The organism is Georgenia sp. M64, from assembly GCF_038049925.1.
GTDB lineage: Bacteria > Actinomycetota > Actinomycetes > Actinomycetales > Actinomycetaceae > Georgenia.
On record NZ_CP145809.1, the window covers coordinates 3,515,128 to 3,538,720 of the forward strand.

Consider the following 23,593-nt stretch of genomic DNA (forward strand, 5'->3'; position numbering starts at 1 on the left):
GGGTCCACCTCACCGTGACGATGCACGACGTCCCGGACCTACCGACCATCGCCCGATGGTTCGCGCACCGGCGGCCTCGTCCTCCGCCGGCGCACCCGACCGGGCGTAGAGCCGGCGCCCCGGCGACGACGTCAGCCCGAAGGCCAGCACGCTCGCGGCGACGGCGAGGGTCCCCGCCGCGAAGAACGCCGGATCGGTGACGCCCTTGTCCACGCTGTGCGCGATGTAGAAGATCGAGCTGGCGCCCATCGGCCCGAACCAACCGAGGAACGCCGCCTCGGAGGCGGGCAGGGCCGCGGGACGGGCCAGGGCGAGCACCACGGGAAGCCGGCGCAGCACCAGCACCAGGGCGACGAAGGCCAGCGCCGGCGCGCCGAACGCCGCCCACTCCCGCCACGGCAGGACCACGCCGAGGAAGAAGAACAGCGGCAGCGACAGGTACCGGTTCACGGCCTCGTCGATGTGCTGCTGGGGCTCGCGCTCGTCGCCGGTGACCATCGCGTTGTAGACGGTGCCCGCGACGAACACCCCGAGGATCCCGTCCGTCGCGGCGGCCCGCCCGAGCCCGAGCACGGCGACGGCGAGCAGGACCGTGAGCACGAGGTTCGGGCCGGGCTCGAGGTCGTCGTCCTTCGTCGCGACCCGGACCCCCAGAGCGGCCAGCGCCCCGCCGACGGCGCCGATCGCGATCCCGGCGAGGACCTCCCGGGCGAGCCGCCCCGCCTCCGGGCCGGGCGAGGTGGCGGGCAGGACGACGGCGAGGGCCACCCCGACGAGCGGCAGCGCCAGCCCGTCGTTGATGCCGCTCTCGACGCTGAGGGTGTGGCGAAGCCGCTCGGGCAGGTCGCGCTCGGCGGGCTTGCCGGACACGATCGAGCCGGCGAGGACGGGGTCCGTGGGCGACAGAGTCGCCCCCACGAGTGCGGCGACGGCGAGGGGCAGTCCCAGCGTCAGTGCTGCCGCTCCGGAGATCACCGCGGCCAGCGGCATGACCACCACCAGCAGGATCAGGACCGGGCGCAGGACGTGACGCAGACCGGCGGCGGGGAACCGCAGCGCCGTCCCCATGACCGAGACCGCGACGATGAGCCGGCTGCCCTCGAGCAGGACGAGGTCGCGCGCGGGTTCGCCGACCTCCACCGCCCCCAGGACGAACGGGCCCAGGAGGACGCCGAGGTCAGGGCCACCAGGGGCTCGGACAGCGGCAGGCTGCGCATGCGCCGGCTGAGGAGGGCGAGCGCGACGGCGATGGCGCCGACCACGCCGTAGGTCAGGTGCAACTCGGTCACGAGGTCCTCCGTGCGTCGACGGCCCCGTCGGGCACGCCGTAGGGGGTCACCCGTTGCACGCGCCCGCCGCGGGGTGGGGCCGGAGCCCTGGTCGGGGCGCACCGAGCAGGGCTCCGATGGCTCTTCTGTCTCGTTCGGCGCGGGTCAGCTCTCTCCTGACGCCGGTCAGCCGATGGCGGCGAGCAGCTCGGTGCAGGCCTGCTCGCAGGTGCGGCAGGCATCGGCGCAGACCTTGCAGTGCTCGTGCATGTCGGCGTGGAGGTTGCACTGGTCCTCGCACGACCGGCACGCCTGGGCGCACGCCTGGAGCTGGGTGCGGGTGATGTTGGCGTCGTAGCCGGTGTGCCGCGACAGCACGCGGGCGGTGGTCGCGCAGATGTCGGCGCAGTCGAGGTTGGTCCGGATGCACGTGCGCAGCTCGGCCACCATGTCCTCGCTCAGGCAGGCGTCGGCGCAAGCCGTACATGCCTGGGAGCACGCCACCAGCGCGTCGACCGTGCGGGCGAGGAGGTCACGGTCGAGGTTGATCTCGGCCGGGTAGGTCTTCATCATCTCGGCGGTCTTCATCGCTTCCTCCAGGTTCTCGCAGAGGACGGCGGCGGCGCGGCCGGCGCGTCGGCGCCGTCAGGGCACGAGCGACGCTAGCGACGGCCCGGCAGCCTCGCATCCGGGGCGCGCAACCGGCGCGCACCCCGGGTGTACTACCTCGACGAGTCTGCTGATCTGGTCGTGGATTGCGGCCAGATCAGCAGAATCGTGGCGCATCGCCGGAACAGAACCCTGGGCGACACCGAACCCGCGCAAGCATCCGGACGCCGGGGAACATCGACCGGATCGGGTCACATCCGACGGCTCCCAGCCGTCGAGACATCCCCAGTGTCACGAGCAGTCTCACCAGCGGGCACTCCCATCGGCTGCACGCCGGGGGGCCGGGAAGTCGGCGCCGGGGTGCCGACGCCGGACGTGAGCCGGCCCCTCCCCCAGAAGATGCGAGGGCGCCTCGTCTCCTCCCCTGAAGATGTGGTGACTCGGTCGCGATGGGCACCGATAGGGTTGATGCCGTCGGGTGGGGGACGGCCAAATCCCCCCTGCGCTTTCCCCCACCCCATGCTTCGCCGGCGCGGCGTCGAGCGACCGGATGAGCCCGGGTCATCCCGACATCGTGTTGAGCACGAACACGTACACCTCGTCAATGACCGCGCCGGTCTCCGGGTCGTGGATCGGCGCCCAGGAGATGTTGATCTCCGCCGTGCGCGGCGTTCCGCTCCACAGCACCGTGATGGCGCCCTGCAGGGACGGCCCGATCACGTAGAACACGCTCACCTGCTTGGTCAGGGTCGCGGCGATCGCCGGCTGGTAGAACTCGATCGTCGCCCTGCCCGAGAGGGCGTAGCTCACGGTCGACCCGCCCGTCGGCGGGACCGGCAGCGTCACCACGGCCGTGCCCGCGTTCGGCGTCGCGTCGCGCGTGATGCTCTGCCCCGCACCCGTCAGCGTCCAGGAGATCTCCTTGATGGCCTGGATCGCGACGCCGAGGCTCGCGTGCGACGTGATCGTCACCGTGGCGGGCGGCGGCGGCGGGGGCGCCGCGACGGTCAGGTCGATGACGCCGTCGGCGTACCCCTCGATCGCGACCGTGAACCTCACCGGCGCCGTCGAGGGAGCCGTCACGTCGAAGGCCTGCCCGAGGTAGCCCACCACGGCCCCGCCCACCCGCACGGGTCCGAAGAGCGGGTGGCCCAGGTCCCGGTCGCGGGCCCGGATCGTCACAGCGGTCCGCACGCCCTTCTTGAGCGTGCCCGGGTCCGCCTCGAGGTCCATCCGCCCTCGGGTGACGTGCACGGCCGGGCTCTCGCCGAAGGTCTGCCCGCACACGGTCTGCCGGGCGGTGACGGCGTCCTCCTCGGTCAGCTCGCCCACGACGACGGCGACCCGACCCATGCTCGGCACGTCGCCCGTCACCCACACGCTCGCCCGTCGGACGCCGTTGACCAGCACGTGCAGCCGCGCCCCGACGACGGCGCCGTCCACCCACACGGTGCGGTTGTGTCCCGGCCGCAGCCCCTCGTCGATGCGCAGCGCCTCCGGGTCGCCGTGCCCCTGGACGGTCACCCAGTCCGAGACCCGCAGGTGCTCGGGTACGCAGCCCACCTCCACCGTCACCTGGACGTCCTCGCCCGCCCGCAGCATCCGGTTCAGCGGCACCCACCCGCTCGCCGGCACGAGGGTGAACGAGGCGAGCACCGGCCAGTCGCCGTCGTCCGAGCGCACCGTGACCAACGAGCCCCACGCGTTGAGCACGTGGAGCCAGGGCGAGCACTCCATCGGCGCGTCGAAGAACGCCGGCGGCACCTCCTGCTGCCCGGACGAGCGGTGCACCCCGGCCCGGTTCGACTCCGCCGACAGGGTGCACAGCTGCTCGGTGAGCACCACCGCCGGGTCCGGCGGCGCGGCCGGGACGAGGGCGGAGAGGTCGCCGAGGACGTAGGTGTCGGAGCGGCCCGCGTCGGGCGCGCCGGCCCGGCCGACCACCGTGGTCCCGCCCGCCCCGCGCATCTCGAAGCTCAGCGCGGCGCCGGGCGCGAGCACCTCCGCGCGCACGCTCACCAGGCTGGGGCAGTACTGGTGGTCGGGCTGCAGCCGCGGCGGGTCCAGCGGCGCGGCCGGGTCCACCCCGACGGCCGCCGAGACGGCGCTGGACCGCCCGATCCGCAGCAGCTCGTTGGAGACGGCGAAGGTCTCCGGCGCGTGGGCGCCGCCGGGCAGGATCGCCCAGAAGCTCTCGCTCACCGCCGCGTACTCGTGCGTCGTGCCCCCCGTGTGGAGGTGCACGTGGCACCCGGGCACCGCGCCGACGACGAGCACCGCGCCCTCGCACTCGCGCACCGGCCCGACGACGGACGGCGCGTCGGGCTGCTCCTCACGGGAGAAGCGGTCCTCGGCCGGCAGACCCTGCCCGGGCGGGCTCTCCACCACCGACTCGTGCGGCCGGCGCGCCGACTGGGTCACCTGCAGCTCGGAGCCGGCGTCGATCCGGTCGCTCACCCGCACGTGCAGCGTGGGACCGTCGCAGACGCCGCCGCCGACCACCCGGCCGCCGTCGACGATCGTCACCTCCGCGCCCGGGAACAGCCCGCCGACGGCGATCCAGTCGGCCGCGGTGTGCACCGGGCTGAGGACGACGGGCGGGTCGAGCCGGCCGGGAACGCCGAGGACCACCTCGGCGCTGCTCGGCGGGCTCGTCTCCCCGCCGAGGCTCCACGTCGCGGTGACGACGGCCCCCGCCGGCAGCGCACCGGCCGGCACGTGGATCCGGGCCGAGTTGGAGCCGGCCAGGCCGACCAGCGCCGACGGCGCCCCGCCCACGAGGAGCTCGACGGCGGCCGAGGGCAGCACGTGGTCGACCGTGACCGTGCTCGAGAGGGTGGTGATCGGTCCGCGCAGTGCGGGTGGGATGAGCGGCATGGTCGTCGCCTGCCTCAGGTCGGGCACACCGGACGAACCTCCGGGTGAGTCCTCAGTGTGGGCGCGTCGGCCCGGCGGGCGCGCCCCCACTCACGGGGCCTCACCACGCCCCTCGAGCCTCCCCACGACAACCCGGATCCCGGCCGTGTCCGATCAACGGATCCGTTTGCCGTCCACCGCGTCGCGCGCGCCCGCCGCCGTGAGGACGCTGCCCATCCGCCGACATGGCGACACACTTTCGGTGCACCGACCTCGAGTCCCCATTCCTAGGGAATGTCGTGATGCATTCTGCCCCCACCAACGGGGCTCGGTGCCCAAGGTCACGAACAGGAAACGGTCCCGTGCTCGGCGGCGCCAGGTCCAAGAGTCGCGAGACGCCACCTCGGAAACCCTCAGGGTCCGGCCGGACCGGCCGGCTCGGGCGTTCGATATCGGCGCCACTGCGCGGTTTTCGAACCCTCTGCATCCTCTACCGATCGCAACGTTCCATCGCCCGACAGGGCGACAAACAGCACCTCCGTGCTGGCACTCCGCGCGACCACCATTTCACGCAGAACAGACCCAACTCCCCCAGAAAATGCGGCATCGTCCTTCCGGGGGACCATTTCTTGTGGTGGACAGGTCGACACCTGTCCCCCAGCATCGAAAAGAGCAGGCACGCGGCACCCGCCTCCACGGGCGTCGCCACCGGACCCGTCCGCCGCCTGCGAGAGCACACGCGACCGCCCCGGAGCAGACCGGCGGCGGGCAAGTCCGACGAAGGGCCGACGGCCCTCCGTCGGCAGCCCGTCCACCGGAGCCCAGCCCCAGGAATCGACGTGCCAGAGAACCTCACCCGGCCGCACGGCCACTCCCACGCCTCCCGCCCGCTCACCTCCGACCGTCAGCTCACCCGCCGCGCACTCCGCGAGCGAGAGGTGCGTGAGCGCGAGCGGTCCGCGAGCGCCCCGGTCACCGCTCCCACCGTCGAGCGCACCGCGCCGCACCGGGGCACGGACCGCGACGCTGCACCCCGCGTGGCCGCCGCCCGCGACGCTGCACCCCGCGTGGCCGCCGCCCGCGACGCCGCCACCGACCTCACCCGCCCCTCCCCCGAGCGCGCCGACTTCGAGCGCCGCGCCGCCCGCGTCGGGCACGTCGAGCGCGACCTGCAGTCCCCCTCCCTGACGATGCTCGTCCTGCTCGCCACGATCGGCGTGCTGCTCTACGCCTCGTTCCTCCTACGCCCGGAGAACGCCGGCGACCTCCTGCCCTGGTCGCTCGTCGTCGTTGCGGAGTCGATCATGATGGGCCAGGTCCTCATCTCCCTGTGGACCCAGCTCTCCAGCGCCCACGACCCCCGCGACTTCGCCTACAACGAGGCCCGCCGCCACCTCTTCGTCCCCACCGGGTGGGACCTCGACGCCCCGCTCGGCACCGACGCCATGCAGCTCGGCGGCACGGGCATCGCCGTCGACGTGTTCGTCACCACCTACGGCGAGCCGGTCGAGACGATCCGCACCACCGTCGCCGCGGCCCGCGCCATGCGCGGGCGCCACGAGACGTGGATCCTCGACGACGGCCGCTCCCCCGAGGTCAAGGCCCTCGCCGCCGAGCTCGGCGTGCACTACCTGACCCGCCCGGACAACGCCGGCGCCAAGGCCGGCAACATCAACCATGCCCTCACCAAGAGCACGGGCGACTACTTCGTCGTTCTCGACGCCGACTTCGTCCCGTCCCCGGACTTCCTCGTCGAGACCCTGCCGTTCTTCGCCCAGGAGAAGGTGGCGTTCGTCCAGACCCCGCAGGTCTACGGCAACATCCACAACTTCATCACCCGCGGCGCCGGCTACCTCCAGACCGTCTTCTACTCCCTCATCCAGCCGGGCAAGAACCGCTTCAACTCGGCCTTCTGCGTGGGCACGAACGTCGTCTTCCGCCGCGACGCCGTCGCCGAGATCGGCGGGATCTACGCCGGCTCGAAGTCCGAGGACGTGTGGACCTCGATGAAGCTGCACGAGCGCGGCTGGCACTCGGTCTACATCCCCACGGTCCTGGCGGTCGGCGACACCCCCGAGAACATCGAGGCCTACACCAAGCAGCAGACCCGCTGGGCCACCGGCGCGTTCGAGATCCTCTTCCAGGCCAACCCGCTGCTCAACCGCCGCCTCACCGTGGACCAGCGCCTGCAGTACTTCGGCACCGCCACGTTCTACCTCGGCGGCGTCGTCACCTTCGCGCTGCTGCTCCTGCCGCCGCTGCAGATCTTCCTCGACCTCACCCCGATCGACGCCGGCCTGCCGCTGTGGCAGTGGGCGATGTACTACTCGGGCTTCTACCTCATGCAGATCGTCGTGGCCGTCTACACCATCGGCTCGTTCCGGTGGGAGACCCTCCTGCTGTCCACGGTCTCGTTCCCCATGTACATCCGCGCCCTGGGCAACGCCCTGCTGCGCCGCGACCGTGCCTGGCACGTCACCGGCCGGGCCGGCCGCGCCGCCTCGCCGTTCAACTTCATCGTCCCCCAGGTGCTGATGTTCGTCGCTCTCCTGGCCACCACGGTCGTGGGTGTCTGGAAGGCCGAGTGGACCGGCGCCGTCACCATCGCGCTGGTGTGGAACACCGTCAACACCGCCGCCCTCGCCGTCTTCCTCGGCATCGCCGTGCGCGAGGGCGCCGCCCTGAAGAACCGGAGCACCCGATGACCTTCCGCAAGTTCCTCTCCCTCCTGCTCGGCACGGTCCTCGTCCTCGGCGCCGCCGGGATGGGCCTGGTCTACAGCTACGGCCGCGCCCACACCCTCGAGGCCCGCGAGGCCGTCGTGGAGTCCGACGTCTCCACCGTGGGCACGCCGTTCGGCGGCTCCATCCAGTCCGTCGCGGTCCGCGCGGGCGACACGGTGGCCGCCGGGCAGGAGATCCTCCGTGTCCAGAGCGCCACCCTCCAGCAGGCGCTGGAGACCGCCCGCTTCAGCCCCGAGGGCGTCGGCTACCACATCGAGGGTGAGGACGTCATGGTCTTCACCGCCACCGCCGAGGGCACGGTCGGCCGCGCCGACCTCGCCGTCGGCTCCTTCGTGCCCGCCAACACCGAGATCGCCACGGTCGAGGTCGCCGGCACGTCCCGCATCACCGCCCGCGTCCCGATGACCGCCGCGGACTTCGCGCGCCTGCCCCTCGGCGCGCCCATGACCGTCGTGCTGCCCGACAGCACCGAGGTCACCGCCGAGGTCTACGACGTCCAGTTCGACGACTCCACCGGCGACACCGTCGCGGTCGTCCGCGCGCGCAGCGAGGACCTCGCCGCCGCCGGCACCTTCACCAACGGCGCCCCCGTCGAGGCCGAGATCCGCCTCGACGACGCCGAGGGCTTCGGCTCCTGGGCGGCCCGCCAGCTCACCGAGCTCGTCACCCCCGACGGCGCCACCATCTGAGGAGCCCGATGACCTTTCCCCGAACCCCCCGCCCCGCCCGCACCCTCACCGTGATCGCCGCCTCGGCCCTGGCCCTCGCGGCGTGCACCGCCCCTGCCGACGGCGGGGCCGGCGACGCCGCCCCGTCCTCGTCCGACGCCGGTACCGCCGCGCCGGCCGACCTCTCGGCGGAGGCCGCCGCGGCCGACGCCGCGGCCGCCGAGCTGCCCACCACCACCGGCCCGTTCGACGGCGAGATCGCCGTCGCCGACGGCGTCGCGCCCCCGACGAACTCCTGGCTGACCCCGGCCGTCTTCGCCCCCGAGGACCGGCCCATCTTCACCGGGGTGCTCAGCGCCCGCCTCACCGGCGACACCCTGGGCCTCGGCCTGCCCCAGCCGCAGACGTCGGCCAAGGTCGTCATGGGCGCCCACCCGCAGCACGTCGAGCTCGCCCTGCCGGCCGACCGGTACGAGCTCGAGCGCACCGACGCCCTGTCCGGCACCTTCGCCCACTACGACGGCGAGACGCTGACCGGCCGGGTCACTCTCGCCGAGGGCTGGCCCTACGCCGCCTACGAGGCCGTGACGGCCCAGTCGATCGAGCTGCCCGCCGCCACCCAGGCGGCCGACGGCGGAGCCTCGGCCGAGATCGGCGGCATCACCTACCGCTTCGTCACCGAGGCACCACTGTCCGGGACCACCCTGGAGCTGCCCGCGGGCGCCACCCTCGTCGTCTTCGCCGAGCCGGCCGGGGCCTCCGACGCCGACCGCGAGGCCCTCCTCGCCGGGGCGCTCCCGCTGGCCGGCACGTCCGTCGAGCACGACGTCTCGGGCGGCGAGGCCACCACCACCTTCCGCTACGACACCGGGGGCGCGCCCACCGTCGTCGCCGCGCGGCCGCACCAGCAGCCCACGCTCCGCACCGACGGCGAGACGCTGGCCGCCACCATCCCCACCATCTACGGCGACCTCGCCCTCGCCTCGGGCACCGAGGCGTCGTTCTCCGTCCCCGAGCTCACCCCGGTCCCCGAGCTGGACCTCAGCGGTCTCACCGACGCCGAGCGCACCCAGGTCACCGACCTGCTCCGCGCCGACCTCGCCGGGGTCACCTTCGACGCCGCGGACAGCTACTTCGCCGGCAAGCAGCTCCAGCGCGCCTCCCAGCTCTACCTCCTCGCCGGCCGACTCGGCCTGGACGAGGAGGCCGCCGCGCTGAAGGACCAGATGCTCGCCGAGCTCGACCTCTGGTTCGACCCGGCCGGGTGCGAGGGCACGGACGAGAAGTGTTTCGCCTACGACGACGTCCTCGGCGGCCTCGTCGGCATGCAGCCGTCCTACGGCTCCGACGAGTTCAACGACCACCACTTCCACTACGGCCACATGCTCTACGCCCTGGGCGTGCTGGCGGGCGAGGACCCCTCGCTCGTGGAGCGCTACGCGCCCATGGCCGACCTCGTCGCGTGGGACATCGCCGCACCCGAGGAGAGCGGTGCGTTCCCGCAGCGCCGGGCCTTCGACGACTGGTACGGGCACTCGTGGGCCTCGGGCACCGGCCCGTTCGGCGACGGCAACAACCAGGAGTCGTCCTCGGAGTCGGTCAACGCCTGGACGGGCCTGACCCTGTGGGCGCAGGCCTCCGGGGACGAGGCGATGGCCGAGCAGGCGCGCTGGATGCTCGCCAACGAGGCCGCCACGGCCATGGAGTACTGGGTGGCGCCCGAGCTGCCCGAGGGCTTCGGCGCCCCGTCGGTGGGGATCAACTGGCAGGGCAAGCGCGACTTCGCCACGTTCTTCAACGCCGACCCCGCCGCGGTCATCGGCATCCAGCTCATCCCCATGAGCCCGACGTCGGCGGCCTACCTCGGCGCCGAGCCGGAGGCGCTCCAGGCGCTCGTGGACCACGCCGTCCCGGGCGGTGACCCCACCGGTCGCCCGCTCGTGGACTACGTCGTCATGGCCCAGGCCCTCACCGACCGCGAAGCCGCCCTGGCCATGCTCGAGAAGCTCCCCGCGGAGCAGGTGGACAACGGCAACTCCCTGTCCTACCTCACCGCCTTCGTGCTGGCGCAGAAGTAGCCCGGACGACGACGCAGAAGGAGCAGCCGTCGGCCCCGATCCGCGGATCGGGGCCGACGCGCGCACCTACGATCGAGGTATGCCGGACCCGCACTTCTTCGACCGTCGGCCCGACCCGCCGCCCGCGAAGGTCAACGCCATCACCCTGACGGTGACCGGCACGGTCGTGTGGATCCTGGCGACGGCGGTCGTGGGCTTCCTCAACCTGCGCGGCTCGGTCCCGGACGAGTGGCTCTGGATCTGCTTCGCGGGCCTGGCCATGGGGGTGATCGGCGTGGCATGGGGGTATGTGCACGAGTACCGAGCACGGCGACGCGCGGCTCAGGGTGCCCCGGAGACCGGGACACCCTGAGCGGTTCCGCGCCGGCAGGAGCGCGTCAGTCCTTGACGGACCGCAGCAGCTCCTCCGAGTACTTCCCCACGGCACCGCCGGGGTGGCTGTGCAGCACCTGCTCCCACGTGTACTGGCGCTGCCCCATGAGGATCATCGCGAGCGCATCACCCCACGCCGCGGTGGCAAGAGTGCTGCCCATCGCGATGATGCCGCTCGGGTCCGCAGCCGAGCTGTCGACGGTGACGACGACGTCGGCAAGGGCTGCGAGCGAGGACTCGGGGGTTGCCGTGAGCGCCACCGCTCCCGCTCCACGCTCCTTGGTGCGGGTGACGAACTCGGCCAGCTCCATCGATTCACCGCCCTTGGAGATCGCGATGACGACGTCCCCCACGGTCGCGACTCCCAGGCTGCCGTGCAGACCGTCGCCGGGGTTCTGGTAGAGCGCCGGCGTACCGGTCACCGAGAGCAGGTGGGCCAGGCGGCGTGCGATGGTCCCTGAGGTCCCCGAGCCGGTGACGATGACCTTCCCGCCCGAGTGGGTGATGAGATTCGCGACCTCGAGGAGAGACTCGTCGAGCTGGTCGGCGACCTTCGCCACCGCCTCGGCCTCCCGCCTAACGAACGCTGCTGCTGAGCTGAGGGTCTGACTCGGATTCTCCATGATGTCCTTCTTCGTATGGTTGTTCAGCAAGGGGTGAGGGCGCGGGCGTCGAGCGGCCGGTGCGCCATCTCGAGATGGCCGCCGCGACACGGACGCGCTCGACGCGCGCCACCATGACCCCGGCGAGGATGAGGCCCTGCACCATCTGGTAGATGTACGGGCTGATCCCAAGCAGGTTGAAGCCGCTCGAGATGAGCTGGAGGATCACCGCCGCGAGCGCGGCTCCCCACACGGCGACCCGTCCGCCGAAGGGGCTGACGCCGCCGAGGACGGCGATGGTGATCGCAAGGAGCAGGTACGAGCTCCCGTAACCTGCGGACGCGCTGACCGTGCGCATCACCATCATCAGACCTGCGAGTGCCGAGATGATGCCCGTGAGCATGTAGGTCCGGAAGATCACCGATCGACGGTTGATGCCCGAGTAGTCGGAGGCGACCGCGTTGGCCCCGACGAGAGTGGCCCGCATCCCGTACCCGGTCTTGCTCATGATGAACCACGCGGACGCCACGATGAGTAGGAAGAGCCAGAAGATGATGGGGATCCGCGCGAAGGTGCCGGTACCTAGTGCGGTGAGCTCCGGGGTCAGCCCGTAGATGGGCTCACCCCGCGTCAGCGCCACCGCGAGGCCGGTGAGGAGCATCTGCGTGGCCAGTGTGGCGAGGATCGGTGCGACGCCGACGATGGAGATGACCACCGCGTTGACGGCGCCGCACAGCAGCCCGACCACGAGGGCCGCGGCGACGGCGACAACGCTGACGAGCGGCGTGGACATCCCGGCCTCCTGTCCCTGGAGCGAGACGAAGGCGACCGTGAGGGCCGACAGGTTCGCCACGGCCACGATGGACAGGTCGATACCGGCGGTCGTCATCGCGATCGAGATGGCCAGCGCCATGAGTCCGATCTCCGGCACGGAGAAGGCGATGGACTGCACGTTGAGGATCGAGGCGTACGTCGCGGGGTTGACGGCGGTGAACGCGACGGCGATGAGTACCGCGAGGACGAGCAGCCCGGCGGTGTAGCCGTTGCGTCCGGTGGCGTTGGTGACTCTCGTGACGAACGGCGATGTCGCCCAGCTCATGCGGACACCTCTCCTTCGAGAATGCGTGCCCGCTTCGCCCCACGGGCGCTGCTGCGGGCCTGGATGGCCACGCCGACGAGGATCACGAGCCCGACGACGAACACGTGCCAGTAGCTGGAGATCCCCAGGCGGACGAGGGAGTTCTGGACCAGGGAGACGAGGATGACGCCCAGGACGGTGCCCTGCACCGAGCCGCGTCCGCCGGTGTCCAGGGCGCCGCCGATGACGACGGCGGCGATGACGCTCATCTCCATGCCGACCAGCTCGAAGGGCGAGGCGTGGCGGGACAGGACGACGTGAACCATGCCGGCGAACCCGGCCAGGAGACCGGCGATGAGGTAGATGCGGGTCTGCACCCACGGCACCCGGAGCCCGACGCGCCGGGCGGACTCCTTGTCGCCGCCGACGGCGTAGATCGAGCGTCCGAACAGCGTCTTCTTGAGCATCAGCGCCAGCAGGACGCAGAGCAGGACTACCGGGATCACCAGGACGTTGACCGGGCTACCGCCGAGCCGGAAGATCGTCATGGCACCGACCGAGTCGAGTGCCGGGGGCAGCGTGGCGAGGTAGACCGAGCCGACGAAGGCGAGCAGGAAGCCGCGGATGATCACCTGCGTGCCGAGCGAGGCGATGAGAGTCTCCATCCGGTACCTGGCCACGAGCACCGCGTTGATGGAACCCAGAGCGCAGCCGATGGCGGCGGAGACGATGAAGGGCCAGACCCGGCCGTCGAGCCCCAGGTCGGCCATGAGCTTGACCGTGGCGTAGCCGCTGAAGATCGCGATGGCGGTGAAGGAGACGTCCATGCCGCCAGAGATGATGATGAGCAGCAGGCCGAGGGCGAGGGCGAGTGTCACGAGACCCGAGCGGAGGATGTCGCCGGCGAACCCCCAGGTCAACGCCGAGGGCTCGAGGACGAGCATGCCGAGCAGCAGGACGACGATGACGCCGAGGAGGACGCCCTCGTTGTTGCGGCCCTTGAGCATGGCGGGGACCTCACGCAGGCTGCCCCGCGTACGCGTGGCGATGGCGGTCATTTGACGAGCCCCTCTCTGACGCTTTCCTCGGTGACGTTCTCGCCCGCGAGCTCGCCGGCCATGCGGCCGCGGCGGATGAAGAGCACGCGATGACAGACGCTGACCAGCTCCGGCACGTCGTCGGAGATGAGCAGGATGCCCATCCCTTCCGCGGCGTGCTGGCGGAGGATCTGCATGATCGCGGCCTTGGACCCGGCGTCTACCCCGACGGTCGGGCCGTTGAGGATCAGCACGGCCGGCTTGGTGGCGAGCCACTTGCCCAGCACGACCTTCTGCTGGTTGCCGCCGGAGAGGCTGCGGACGGGGTCGTCGGCGTCGCCGATCTTGATGGCGAGGTCCTCGACGGCGGTGAGCACCTGAGTGCGCATCGCTCCCTCGTCCAGGACACCGCCACGGTGGGCGACGCCGTCGATCGAGGCCGAGACGAGGTTGACCGAGATGGGCTGGTCGAGGAAGACGCCCTGGGTGAGACGGTCGCTCGGGACGTACGCGATCCCGGCGGCGAGGGCGTCCCCGACGCTCCTCACCGTCACCTCCTGACCGAGGACCCGCACGGTCCCCCGTGAGGTACGGATGCGCCCGAAGATCGCCTCCGCCACCTCCGATCGGCCGGAGCCGAGGAGCCCGGTGAGGCCCACGACCTCCCCCTGGTCGACGCGGAAGCCGATGTCCTCGAAGAGCGAGGGAGCCGAGAGGCCTGTGACCTCCAGCGCGGGTGCGGGCTGCTCGGGCAGCGGGGAGAGCACCCGCTCCTCCGAGGCGGAGTAGCCCAGGAGCGCCTCGACGAGGCGTTCCGGGGTGAAGTCTGCGGAGGCGCCGTTGGCAACGACCTCGCCGTTGCGGAGCACGGTGATGCGGTCGGAGATGTCGAACACCTCCTCGGTCTTGTGGGACACGAAGACGATCCCGACGCCCGCGGCCTTGAGCTGCTCGACCACACCGAAGAGGGTTTCCACCTCGTGCCAGGTCAGCGCAGTGGTGGGTTCGTCCATGAACAGGACCTTGACGTCGAGGACCAGTGCCCGGCAGATCGCCACGAGCTGGCGGTCGGCGACGGGAAGGTCCTGGACCTCCGCGTCGAGGTCGAGGTCGATGCCCAGCCTCGCGGTGACGGCCTCCGCCATCTCCCGGGCGGCCCGGTCGGAGACGACCCTGCGGCGGGAGGAGACCCGGGCGGACATGGCGATGTTCTCCGCGACGGTGAGGTTCGGGAACAAGGACATGTCCTGGAAGATCACCTGGACGCCCCGGTCCACCGCTCCGGTCACGGTGAGGTGCTCCGCCTGCCGGCCACCGATCTCGATCGTCCCACTGTCGGGTGACTCGACGCCCGAGATGATCTTGATGAGTGTGGACTTGCCCGACCCGTTGGCGCCCGCGAGGCAGAGAACCTCGCCGGCGCGGACCTCGATGTCCACGCCCTTGAGGGCGTGAACACCCCCGTAGGACTTCCTCACTCCGCTCGCGCGTAGCGCGAGTGCCTGCTGTGACACGTTGACTTCTTCCTCCGGGGTGGGCCGGCTCGACGCCGGCCCACCCTGGTGACGAGCTCGGAGGCTCAGGGCCTCAGAACGGGTAGTCCGCCTTGTTCTCGTTGGTGATGTCGATCCAGGCGTTGCCGTAGAAGTTGTTCGGGACCTCCGGGTCCTGCCCGATGGACTCGTACCCGGGGATGCCCAGGTCGGTGCCCTCGGCCAGCTCCTCACCGTCGAGCACGAGCTCGGCGGCCGCGAGCATGGCCTTGCCGGCCAGGGCGGGGTCCCAGCCGGTGATGACGTCCACCGCACCCGACTCGAGCAGGTTTCCGGCGATCGCCGGCGTAGAGGTGCCGACGACGCAGGTGGAGTCCGCCTTGCCCGCCTCCTCCAGCGCGCGACCGATACCGGCGACATCCGTCGACGCCGCTCCGATGAAACCGGCGATGTCGGGGTAGGTCGCGAGGAGCTCCTTCGTGCGCTGGTAGGCGGTCTCCTGGCTCTCCTCGGAGGAGATGGGGTCCGCGACCCGCGTGATGTCCGGGTACTCGGCCTCGGCCTGCGCGAGCGCACCTTCGGCCCACACGTTGTGGCTGGCGACCGTGAGCGAGCCGACGAAGTGGGCGTAGGTGCCCTCCCCACCCATGCACTCGGCCAGCAGGTCGAGCTGGTGGGCGCCGTAGTCCTCGTTGACGAACGCCTCGATGTTGGCCTCGGCGTTCTCGATCCCGGGCGCCTCGTGGGTGATGACGACGATGCCGGCGTCCTGGGCGCGCTTGAGGACGGCCTCGAGCGACTCCGGCGAGTTGGGCACCACGGCCAGGGCGGCAGGCTGCTGCGGGATGAGGTCGTTGATGACGGCGATCTGCTTCTCCTCGCTGGCGTCGTCACCGGCGGTCTGGGTGACCGTCACGCCGTTCTCCTCGGCGTACTCCTGGTTGCCCACCTCCATGCGGTTGAACCAGTCGCCGCCCGCGAGCTTGACGACGTTGACGATGCTGCGCTCGCCGTCGCCCGCGGTGGAACCGGCCGAGGGGCTGGCGGACTCCGCCGTCCCGCAGGCGGCGAGCGTCAGGGCGGCAGCCGTTGCGACCAGGGCCGCGGCACTCCGTCGTGCGTTCATGGGTGAATCTCCTCTGAAATCGGGTTGTTGGTCAGGACTCGGGCGGCGGACGCCTGGGCGGCGATCCGACGCAGGGCATGCATGACCTCCTCGGGACGACGCCCGAAGTGGTCGTGAAGGCCGGAATAGATCGAGTAGAGCTGGTCATAGGTGGTCCGCGCCGACTCGTCCGGGCGGTAGACCCGGTCCTGGAGCCGGCCGAGCCGTGCCGCCTCGGTGAAGGTGGCGTACCCGCCCCCGTCGGCACCGGCGGCGAGCGCCGCGTGGAGGGCGGCCCCGAGGGCCGGGGTGTTGGTCGAGGCGGAGACGTGGATCTCCCGGCCGGTGACATCGGCGAGCACCTGCATGAGCAGGGGACTCTTGCCGGGGAGCCCACCGCACGCCACGACCGAGTCGACCGCGACGCCAGAGCCCTCGAACGCGTCCATGATCTGTCGCTGGCCGAAGGCCGCGGCCTCAACCAGTGCCCGGTAGACGTGCTCGGGGCGTGTGGCCAAGGTCATGCCGACGAGGAGGCCGGTGAGGTCGGCGTCAACGAGCACTGACCGGTTGCCGTTGAACCAGTCGAGGGCCATGAGGCCGCTCTCCCCGGGTGCGAGTGCCGCGGCGAGGTCGGCGAGGTGGTCGAAGGCCGACACCCCGGCCTCGTGGGCCGCCGTCGCGTAGCTTGCGGGCAGGAAGTTCTTGACGAACCAGCCGAAGGTGTCGCCGACGCCGGGCTGACCGGCCTCGTAGGCCCAGTAGCCGGGGACGATCCCGTCGCGGACCGCGCCGGACATCCCCTCGACGGCGTGCTTGTCCTCGGACAGCACGAGGTTGCACACCGAGGTGCCCATCACGAGGACCATCTCGCCAGGACTCGCAGTGCCGCAGGCGATCATCGCGACGTGGGCGTCCATGTTCCCGGTGGCGACCGCGGTCCCCTCGGTGAGCCCGAGCCGATTGGCCCACTCGGCAGTCAGTCCGCCGGCCTTGGCCCCTGGGTCGAGGAGGTCGTGGCCGACCTTGCTCAGGACCGAGGAGAACCCGGGGGCGAGCTCGTCGAGGAACTCGGCCGACGGGTACCCGCCGGCCTCCGTGCGGAACGTCGCCTTGTACCCGGCGACGTGCGCACCCCGGACCTCGGCGCCGACGAGCTGGGAGACCAGCCAGTCCTCGAGCTCGATGATGCGCTCGGCCGCCCTGAAGACCTCGGGAGCGCCCTCGAAGATCTCCAGGGCCTTGGGTAGCAGCCACTCGGACGAGATCTTGCCGCCGTAGGCGTCGAGGAAGAGCCCGCCCCCCTGCCGCGCCAGGTCGTTGATCCGGTCCGCGTGCGGCTGGGCGGCGTGGTGCTTCCACAGCTTGGCGTAGGCGTGCGGCTCACGCTCCCAACGGCGGTCCTCCCGCAGCGGCGTGAGGTCGGCGGCCGTGGGAATGATCGTGCACGCGGTCGTGTCGACACCAAGCCCGATCACGGCGCGGCCCTGCACCCCGGCGGACCGCAGAGCCCCCGTCACCACGGCGACGAGTCCCTCCAGGTAATCCGTCGGGTCCTGCAGCGCCCAGCTCTGCGGCAGACGGTGCCCCGTCGCGGGGAAGACGGAGTCGATGACGCCGTTCGCGTACTCCTGCGACGCCGCGCCCAGCTCCTCGCCGGTGTCGAGGTCGACGACGAGCGCCCGGCAGGACTCCGTCCCGAAGTCAACTCCCACGGTGACACGCTGGCTCATGGCCACTCCTCTCTGAGCTCGCGGCCGGCGGCCCTTCGTAGGCCTGCCGTCTGGCACCCATGAGAGATCCCCCGATGTCCACCCGGCAAAGATAGGGTGCTCATATGAGCACATCACCCGGCTCGGGCGACGGCGCCCGAGAACGTGACCGACTCCTCATGGACGTCGCGAGGCGCTACTACCTCGGCCATGAGAGCAAGGTGGAGATCGCGCGCGAGCTCGCGATCTCCCGGTTCAAGGTGGCCCGACTGCTCGAGGAGGCAGTCGACCGAGGTGCCGTGCGCATCACCCTGCACACTCCGCTCCAGCGCGAGGGGGCGCTCTCCGCACAGCTGAAATCCCGGTTCGGCCTGCAGCACGCCGTCGTGATCCACGCGCCCGGGAATCTGCCGGACCCCCGGCTGCGCGAGGCACTGGCACGCGAGGGCGCGCACATGCTCTCATCGCTGCTGCGTGACGGCGACGTCCTCGGGGTCGGCTGGGGCCGGACCATCAAGGCGCTGGTCGAGGCGACGTCAAGCCTTCCGAGCTGCCCGGTCGTCCAGCTCACCGGCATCGCCGGCCATCCCGGCGAGAACTCGATGGAGCTCGTCCGGCTCTTCGCAGCACTCACCGGGGAGAAGGCCTATCCGCTCTACGCGCCGCTCCTCGTCCCTGACATCGCGACGGTGCACAGCCTGCGAAGGTCGCCCGGCATCGCCGACACGCTGCGCCGGTTCAGCGACGTCTCCGTCGCCCTCGTGGCGATCGGGAGCTGGAACCCGCCGAACTCCCAGCTCCGGAGCTTCTTCTCCCAGGCTGACCGTGACGCCCTGACCCGGTTGGGCCTTCAGGCTGAGCTCGGTGGAGTCCTGCTCGACGCCGAGGGCGCCGAGCTCCGCACACCGATCTCGGGGCGGATCCTCGGCATCACACCGGCCCAGCTCCGGGCGATCCCGACGGTGATGGCCGTCGCAGGCGGGCGGTCGAAGGCCAACGCCATCAGAAGCGTGCTGCGCAGCGGTGTGCTCAACATCCTCGTCACGGACACCGCAGCAGCGCAGCTCATCCTCGAGCAGGATTGATGCTCATATGAGCGGAGCGGCCTGGGCGCCGTTCCTGTGGCGTGCTCCGATAGCCGCCTGAGTCGCAGCGATGCGAGGGACGCGAGGAGGCGCACGACGATGGGACCAACGCTGTTCGTCGACTCGGCCGACCAGCAGGCTGCGGAGGAGCTCTTCGCCACGGGCGCCTTCTACGGCCTCACCACGAACCCCACGATCTTGGAGCGCGCCGGTCGCACCATCGCCGACCTCCGCTCCATCGACCGCTGGGCGCGAGCCGCCGGGGCGCGCGAGGTGTGCCTGCAGGCCTGGGGCGAGACGACCGCCGCCCTCCTCGCCAGTGCGGCGGACCTCCTCGACATCGACGCCTCCACTGTCGTCAAGGTCCCCGCCACGCGGACGGGCATTCCCGCCGCGGCGGCGCTCACGGAGCAGGGCGTCTCGGTCTTGCTGACCGCGGTCTACCGGCCGACACAGATGATCGCCGCCTGCGCGATCGGCGCTCGGTACATCGCGCCCTACGTCGGAAGGATGGCGGACACCGGATCGGACGCCCTCGCGGACACCGTCGCCATGCAGCGCATCGCCGACCGCGCGGCGAACCCGACCACCGTCCTGGCTGCGAGCCTGCGGTCCGCCGACGACGTCGCGCGCCTCGCCGAAGCCGGCGTGCCGGCGTTCACGCTGTCCCCGGCCGTCGCGTGGGAGGTGCTGTGCGACGACCGCTCGGAGACGGCCGCCACGGTCTTCGAGGAGACCGTGGCCAAGCTGGTCTGAGTCCCCCTGCACGAGATTCGTGATCGCAGTGAGCACCCGGGGTCCGATGGAGCGCAGCGACGCTCCGACCAGTGCTGTGACCGGGCAGAGCGTCGCCGATCACCGCCGCTGGACCGGCACCCCGAGCTGGGCCGCCCCGAGAGGCGCCACGTCCGAGCCGATCGGGAGCAGCCGCACCCGGTCCGCCAGGTCGAGGGAACCGAGGAACTGCGAGCTCGCCGCCCACCCGCGCAGCACCTGCCGCACCGCACCGACCAACGGCTCACCGACGGTGGTGACGCCACCGCCGAGCACCACGACGTCGACGTCCACCACCAGCACCATCACGCGCACCGCGGCGGCGATGTTCTCCACCAGGGTGGCCCACACCTCGCTCGCGCGGGGGTCCCCCGCGGACGCCGCGGCGTGCAGGGCGACGACCGGCCGCGGGTGGGTCACCGGCCACGCACGCTCGATCGCCGAGCCGGACGCCATGAGCTCGAGGCACCCGCGCTGACCGCAGGCGCACAGCGGCCCGTCCGCCCTGATCGGGAGGTGGCCGATCTCCCCCGCCACCCCGCGGGAGCCGCGCCACAGCTCGCCGCGCAGCACCAGCCCCGCCGCGAGGCCGGTGCCGAGGTTGAGGTACGCCATCGAGCTGGCTGCGTCGAGGCCGAGGAGCCGGAACGCCCCGAGGGCCCCGACGTTGACGTCGTTCTCCACGTGCACGGGCGCACCGAGCAGGTCCTGGAGCCGCGTCCCGAGCGGCAGCGCCCGCAGACCGAGGTTGACGGCGTGGCTGACCGTGCCGGAGACGTGGTCCACCACCCCGGGGATCCCGACGCCGACCGAGTCCAGGTCGGCCGCGGCACGTCCGGCGCTGCGGAGCAGCCCGTGGACGGCGTCCGACGCGGCGCCGACGACGGCGTCCGGGCCGTACCCGGTCGGCGCGGAGTAGGACCGCAGGACGGTGCCGTCGTCACCGACGATCACGCCCGCCGTCTTGGTCCCGCCGATGTCCAGGCCCACCCTCACGACGCCAGCCCCGCCCGCTCGGTGGAGGACGGCGTGGTGTCCGGCGACGCGAGCATGACCGGCGTGATCTCCGTGAGCTGCCCGCCGGCGCGCGCCGAGGAGGCGACCGCCGTGAGCACCTCGAGCACATGCAGCGCGCGGTCGCCGCCGGCGGTGACCGGGCGGCCCTGCCGCAACGCACGGGCCATGTCCACCAGTCCCATGCCCATGAAACCGTCCTCAGGACGGGCAGCCGGGAGCACCTCGGTGAAGTCGCTCTCGCCCCGCCGCATGAGCAGCACCGGCCCGCCCCAGGAGTTGGCCTCCGCGGCGACGAGGGAGCCCTCGGTGCCGTGGATCTCGAGCGGCGGCGTCCGGGTTGCCACGACGTCGAAGCTCGTCACGAGCGTGGCCACCCCGCCGCCGGCGAACTTGAGCAGGCTCATGACGTGGGTCTCCGTCTCGACGGCGAACGCGGCGCCGGCCCGGGGCCCGGCGAGGATCCGGCGCTCGTCCGCCGAACGGGTGCCCAGCGCGGAGACGCGCGCGACCGGCCCAAGCAGGGCCACCATCGCGGTGACGAAGTACGGGCCGATGTCGAACAGCGGACCGGCGCCGTCGCGGTAGAGGAACTCCGGTTCGGGGTGGAACCGCTCGGGCCCGGCGTTCATCACCGCCCCGGAGATCGACACCGGTGTCCCGATGGCACCGTCGCGGATGAGCCGGGCGCACAGGGCCGTCCCCGCACCCATGAAGGTGTCCGGGGCGCTGCCCACCTCGAGACCCCTCTCGCGGGCCCGCGCGAGGATCTGCCGGCCCTCGGCCAGGGAGGCGCCGAGGGGCTTCTCCGTGTACACGTGCTTGCCGCGGTCGAGCGCGGAGAGGCTCACCTCGGCGTGGCTGCGCGGTGGTGTGAGGTTGAGGACCAGGTCGACGCCGGGGTGGTCGAGGACCTCCGCCGGCGTGGCCGCCAGCGCGACGCCGTGCCGCCCGGCGAGGTCCCGGGCCCGGGCGACGTCGACGTCCGCGCACGCCACCACCTCGAGGTCGGCGAAGGGCGCGACGTTGGCGAGGTAGCGGTCGCTGACGTTGCCGCACCCGACGACGGCGACCCGCACCGGACCCGACGCCCTGCCGTCCGCCTCCTCAGGTGAGGGAGACCTCCCGGCCGAGGGCAGCGGACTCATAGACACCCCCCAGCATGCGCATCACCTCGAGGCCGTGACCGACCGGGGCAACCTCCTCGGCCTCCCCCAGGCACAGCGCGACGAAGTGGGCGACCTCGTTGGCGAAGCCCTCCTCGAAGTCGAACGAGAGGTGGTCGATCTGCGGGTCGATGTTGAGCACGGTGTCGTGCTGCTCGGTGACGATCCGCAGCCGCGGCTCGAGCTCGGCGCCGCCCCGGTCACCGAAGACGGCCACCTCGAGCCGGTCCTCCGGCGCGTGGACGGAGTAGCTGGTCTCGAGCAGCAGGGATGCACCGTTCTCGAACCGCACGAGGGCGGTGGCGAGGTCCTCGACGTCGCTGAGCGTGGGGTCGTAGTCCGCCACCTTGTACCGCGACAGGGAGGTGACGTTGGCGCGGTTGCCGAGCCGGTTGTGCGTCACCGCGCTGACCGTGGTGGCCCGCGGGGTCCCCATGAGGTACCAGCACAGGTCCAGCACGTGCACGCCGATGTCGATGAGCGGGCCGCCGCCGGAGCGCGCGGAGTCGGCGAACCAGCCGCCGGGGTTGCCGATCCGCCGGATGTTCGTGGCCCGGGCGTGGTAGATCTCGCCGAGCGTGCCGCCGTCGACGAAGGACTTGAGCACCTGGGTGTTGGCGCCGAACCGCCGGACGAAACCGACCTGGAGCAGTCGGCCCGTGCGCCGCACGGCGTCGGCGATGGCCTCGGCCTCCGCGACGGTGCGGCTCAGCGGCTTCTCCACCAGCACGTGCTTGCCCGCCTCGAGGGCGGCCACGGCCAGCTCGGCGTGGCTGTTGTTCCAGGTGCACACGCTGACGGCGTCGATCTCGGGGTCGGCAAGGAGGTCCTCGAGGGTGTCGTGCGCGCGCGCCACCCCGAAGGTCTCCGCCTTGGCCCGGTTCCGGTCAGCGTCGATGTCGTAGGTGCCCATCAGGCGCACCGCGGGGTTGGCCGCGTAGGCGCCCAGGTGCATGTCGGCGATCGAGCCGACGCCGATGACGCCGATGCCCAGCCGGCTCACCGGGCGGCCTCCGCCTCGTCGAAGAGCCGCTTGGCGTTGGCCAGACCCACCGTGCAGCCCATGAGGCACTCCTCGATGCCCTCGAACTCGATGGAGATGAAGCCGTCGTAGCCGGCGTCGAGGATGCCGCGGACGATCCCGCGCATGTCGAGGTCGCCGTACCCGACGATGGAGCCGAGCAGGTAGGAGCCGCCGGGCGTGTGGTGCCAGCCGTCCCCGGGGAGCTGGGAGCGCACGTAGAAGTCCTTGAGGTGGACGATCGAGGCGTACGGGGCGTTCTGCTGGACAGCGACGACGGGGTTCTCGTCGACCGACATGAAGTTGCCGACGTCGAGGGTGGTCTTGAAGTTCGGCTCATCGACGAGGTGGATGAGGCGCCGCACCCGCTCGCTGCCGTTCATGAGCAGGCCGTGGTTCTCCACGCTGGTGGTGATGCCGTACTGGGCGCCGTACTGCGCGACCTCCTTGCTCGCCTCGACCATCCGCGGGAGGAGCTGCTCGAACTCGGCGACGTCCTTGGCGCGGTGCGCCCACTTGGAGACGTCGTGGCGGAACAGGGTGATGCCGAGCTCGGCGGCGACGTCGAGGTGCCGCTTGAGCCTGGCCATGTCGCGCTCGGCGTTCTCCCCCAGGAGGTCGGCGGGCACGACGAGGTTGGACAGGGTGACCCCGCGGTCGGCGGCGCGCTTCTTGATCTCCTGGACGAACCCCGGGTCGGCGTCGAGCGTGGAGGTGTCGTTGGAGATCTCGGGCGAGAGCGAGACGGTCGCGATCTCCATGTGGGTCGCGTCGCTCTCGGCGATCCAGTCGATGACGTCGAGGAGCGTCATCCGCCCCGCGCGCAGGTGCTGGTAGAAGCTGTAGGAGCTGAATCCGAACTGCACTGGTGGTTCCTCCGCCTTGTCGTGGTGGTCGTGTCGTGGTGCTCG

19 protein-coding genes are annotated in these 23,593 nt (G+C 71.6%); 6 read left to right on the top strand and 13 right to left on the bottom strand.

The genetic code is table 11. The features are described 5' to 3' along the window. Nucleotides 1-9: 9 nt before the first annotated feature. The 3 genes from AAEM63_RS15670 to AAEM63_RS15680 all read right to left on the bottom strand — a co-directional run bounded on the left by AAEM63_RS15670 (nucleotide 10) and on the right by AAEM63_RS15680 (nucleotide 4,781). The gene (locus AAEM63_RS15670) at nucleotides 10-1,164 is read right to left on the bottom strand and encodes a cation:proton antiporter (protein WP_341361394.1); all 1,155 of its coding nucleotides are present in this window, start codon (nucleotides 1,162-1,164) and stop codon (nucleotides 10-12) included. A 290-nt stretch (nucleotides 1,165-1,454) separates the two neighbouring features. After that, the gene (locus AAEM63_RS15675) at nucleotides 1,455-1,856 is read right to left on the bottom strand and encodes a four-helix bundle copper-binding protein (RefSeq protein ID WP_341359159.1); all 402 of its coding nucleotides are present in this window, start codon (nucleotides 1,854-1,856) and stop codon (nucleotides 1,455-1,457) included. Between the two features lie 582 nt (nucleotides 1,857-2,438). Then, complete coding sequence (locus tag AAEM63_RS15680; RefSeq protein WP_341359160.1) at nucleotides 2,439-4,781, bottom strand: hypothetical protein; 2,343 nt, start codon at nucleotides 4,779-4,781, stop codon at nucleotides 2,439-2,441. A gap of 791 nt (nucleotides 4,782-5,572) precedes the next feature. Here AAEM63_RS15680 and AAEM63_RS15685 point away from each other — a divergent pair. The 4 genes from AAEM63_RS15685 (at nucleotide 5,573) to AAEM63_RS15700 (ending at nucleotide 10,575) form a co-directional block, all read left to right on the top strand. After that, entirely contained in the window at nucleotides 5,573-7,438 is a 1,866-nt protein-coding gene (locus AAEM63_RS15685) for a glycosyltransferase family 2 protein (RefSeq protein ID WP_341359161.1), read from the top strand. Beyond that, nucleotides 7,435-8,166: an HlyD family efflux transporter periplasmic adaptor subunit gene (locus tag AAEM63_RS15690; protein WP_341359162.1), complete on the top strand. Its 732-nt coding sequence runs from the start codon at nucleotides 7,435-7,437 to the stop codon at nucleotides 8,164-8,166. Before AAEM63_RS15685 ends, AAEM63_RS15690 begins: the two co-directional genes overlap by 4 nt. Nucleotides 8,167-8,174: 8 nt before the next feature. Then, nucleotides 8,175-10,223 carry a glycosyl hydrolase gene (locus AAEM63_RS15695; RefSeq protein WP_341359163.1) on the top strand — a complete coding sequence of 683 codons (2,049 nt, stop codon included), beginning with the start codon at nucleotides 8,175-8,177 and terminating at the stop codon, nucleotides 10,221-10,223. A gap of 79 nt (nucleotides 10,224-10,302) precedes the next feature. Beyond that, the gene (locus AAEM63_RS15700) at nucleotides 10,303-10,575 is read left to right on the top strand and encodes a DUF2530 domain-containing protein (protein ID WP_341359164.1); all 273 of its coding nucleotides are present in this window, start codon (nucleotides 10,303-10,305) and stop codon (nucleotides 10,573-10,575) included. Nucleotides 10,576-10,600: 25 nt separating this feature from the next. Here the strand turns inward: AAEM63_RS15700 and AAEM63_RS15705 are convergent, their stop codons facing one another. From AAEM63_RS15705 to AAEM63_RS15730, 6 genes are all read right to left on the bottom strand, one after another. Beyond that, entirely contained in the window at nucleotides 10,601-11,218 is a 618-nt protein-coding gene (locus AAEM63_RS15705) for an SIS domain-containing protein (protein WP_341359165.1), read from the bottom strand. After that, nucleotides 11,172-12,296 (bottom strand): ABC transporter permease, encoded by a 1,125-nt coding sequence (locus AAEM63_RS15710; RefSeq protein WP_341359166.1) that lies wholly within the window; start codon nucleotides 12,294-12,296, stop codon nucleotides 11,172-11,174. The genes AAEM63_RS15705 and AAEM63_RS15710 overlap by 47 nt, the downstream gene beginning before the upstream one ends. Then, nucleotides 12,293-13,333 (bottom strand): ABC transporter permease, encoded by a 1,041-nt coding sequence (locus AAEM63_RS15715; protein WP_341359167.1) that lies wholly within the window; start codon nucleotides 13,331-13,333, stop codon nucleotides 12,293-12,295. Before AAEM63_RS15715 ends, AAEM63_RS15710 begins: the two co-directional genes overlap by 4 nt. Further along, on the bottom strand, nucleotides 13,330-14,826 hold the full coding sequence (locus AAEM63_RS15720; RefSeq protein ID WP_341359168.1) for a sugar ABC transporter ATP-binding protein: 1,497 nt from the start codon (nucleotides 14,824-14,826) through the stop codon (nucleotides 13,330-13,332). Before AAEM63_RS15720 ends, AAEM63_RS15715 begins: the two co-directional genes overlap by 4 nt. Nucleotides 14,827-14,899: 73 nt before the next feature. Continuing rightward, complete coding sequence (locus tag AAEM63_RS15725) at nucleotides 14,900-15,931, bottom strand: autoinducer 2 ABC transporter substrate-binding protein (protein ID WP_341359169.1); 1,032 nt, start codon at nucleotides 15,929-15,931, stop codon at nucleotides 14,900-14,902. Next, nucleotides 15,928-17,643, bottom strand: a complete 1,716-nt coding sequence (locus tag AAEM63_RS15730; RefSeq protein WP_341359170.1) for a ribulokinase — start codon at nucleotides 17,641-17,643, stop codon at nucleotides 15,928-15,930. Before AAEM63_RS15730 ends, AAEM63_RS15725 begins: the two co-directional genes overlap by 4 nt. Before the next feature lie 104 nt (nucleotides 17,644-17,747). On the opposite strand from AAEM63_RS15730, the gene AAEM63_RS15735 reads away from it, so the two are divergent. Both AAEM63_RS15735 and AAEM63_RS15740 read left to right on the top strand, forming a co-directional pair. Then, nucleotides 17,748-18,707, top strand: a complete 960-nt coding sequence (locus AAEM63_RS15735; protein WP_341359171.1) for a sugar-binding domain-containing protein — start codon at nucleotides 17,748-17,750, stop codon at nucleotides 18,705-18,707. Nucleotides 18,708-18,806: 99 nt separating this feature from the next. Further along, nucleotides 18,807-19,463 (top strand): transaldolase family protein, encoded by a 657-nt coding sequence (locus AAEM63_RS15740; RefSeq protein WP_341359172.1) that lies wholly within the window; start codon nucleotides 18,807-18,809, stop codon nucleotides 19,461-19,463. Nucleotides 19,464-19,562: 99 nt separating this feature from the next. On the opposite strand, the gene AAEM63_RS15745 is transcribed toward AAEM63_RS15740, so the two are convergent. The 4 genes from AAEM63_RS15745 to AAEM63_RS15760 are packed head-to-tail and all read right to left on the bottom strand — an operon-like array spanning nucleotide 19,563 to nucleotide 23,548. Next, nucleotides 19,563-20,477, bottom strand: a complete 915-nt coding sequence (locus tag AAEM63_RS15745; protein ID WP_341359173.1) for an ROK family protein — start codon at nucleotides 20,475-20,477, stop codon at nucleotides 19,563-19,565. Then, a complete protein-coding gene (locus tag AAEM63_RS15750; RefSeq protein ID WP_341359174.1) occupies nucleotides 20,474-21,574 on the bottom strand; it encodes a Gfo/Idh/MocA family oxidoreductase in 1,101 nt (366 codons plus the stop codon). The genes AAEM63_RS15745 and AAEM63_RS15750 overlap by 4 nt, the downstream gene beginning before the upstream one ends. Nucleotides 21,575-21,602: 28 nt before the next feature. Next, entirely contained in the window at nucleotides 21,603-22,664 is a 1,062-nt protein-coding gene (locus AAEM63_RS15755; protein ID WP_341359175.1) for a Gfo/Idh/MocA family oxidoreductase, read from the bottom strand. Then, complete coding sequence (locus AAEM63_RS15760; RefSeq protein ID WP_341359176.1) at nucleotides 22,661-23,548, bottom strand: sugar phosphate isomerase/epimerase; 888 nt, start codon at nucleotides 23,546-23,548, stop codon at nucleotides 22,661-22,663. The genes AAEM63_RS15755 and AAEM63_RS15760 overlap by 4 nt, the downstream gene beginning before the upstream one ends. Between the last annotated feature and the right edge of the window lie 45 nt (nucleotides 23,549-23,593).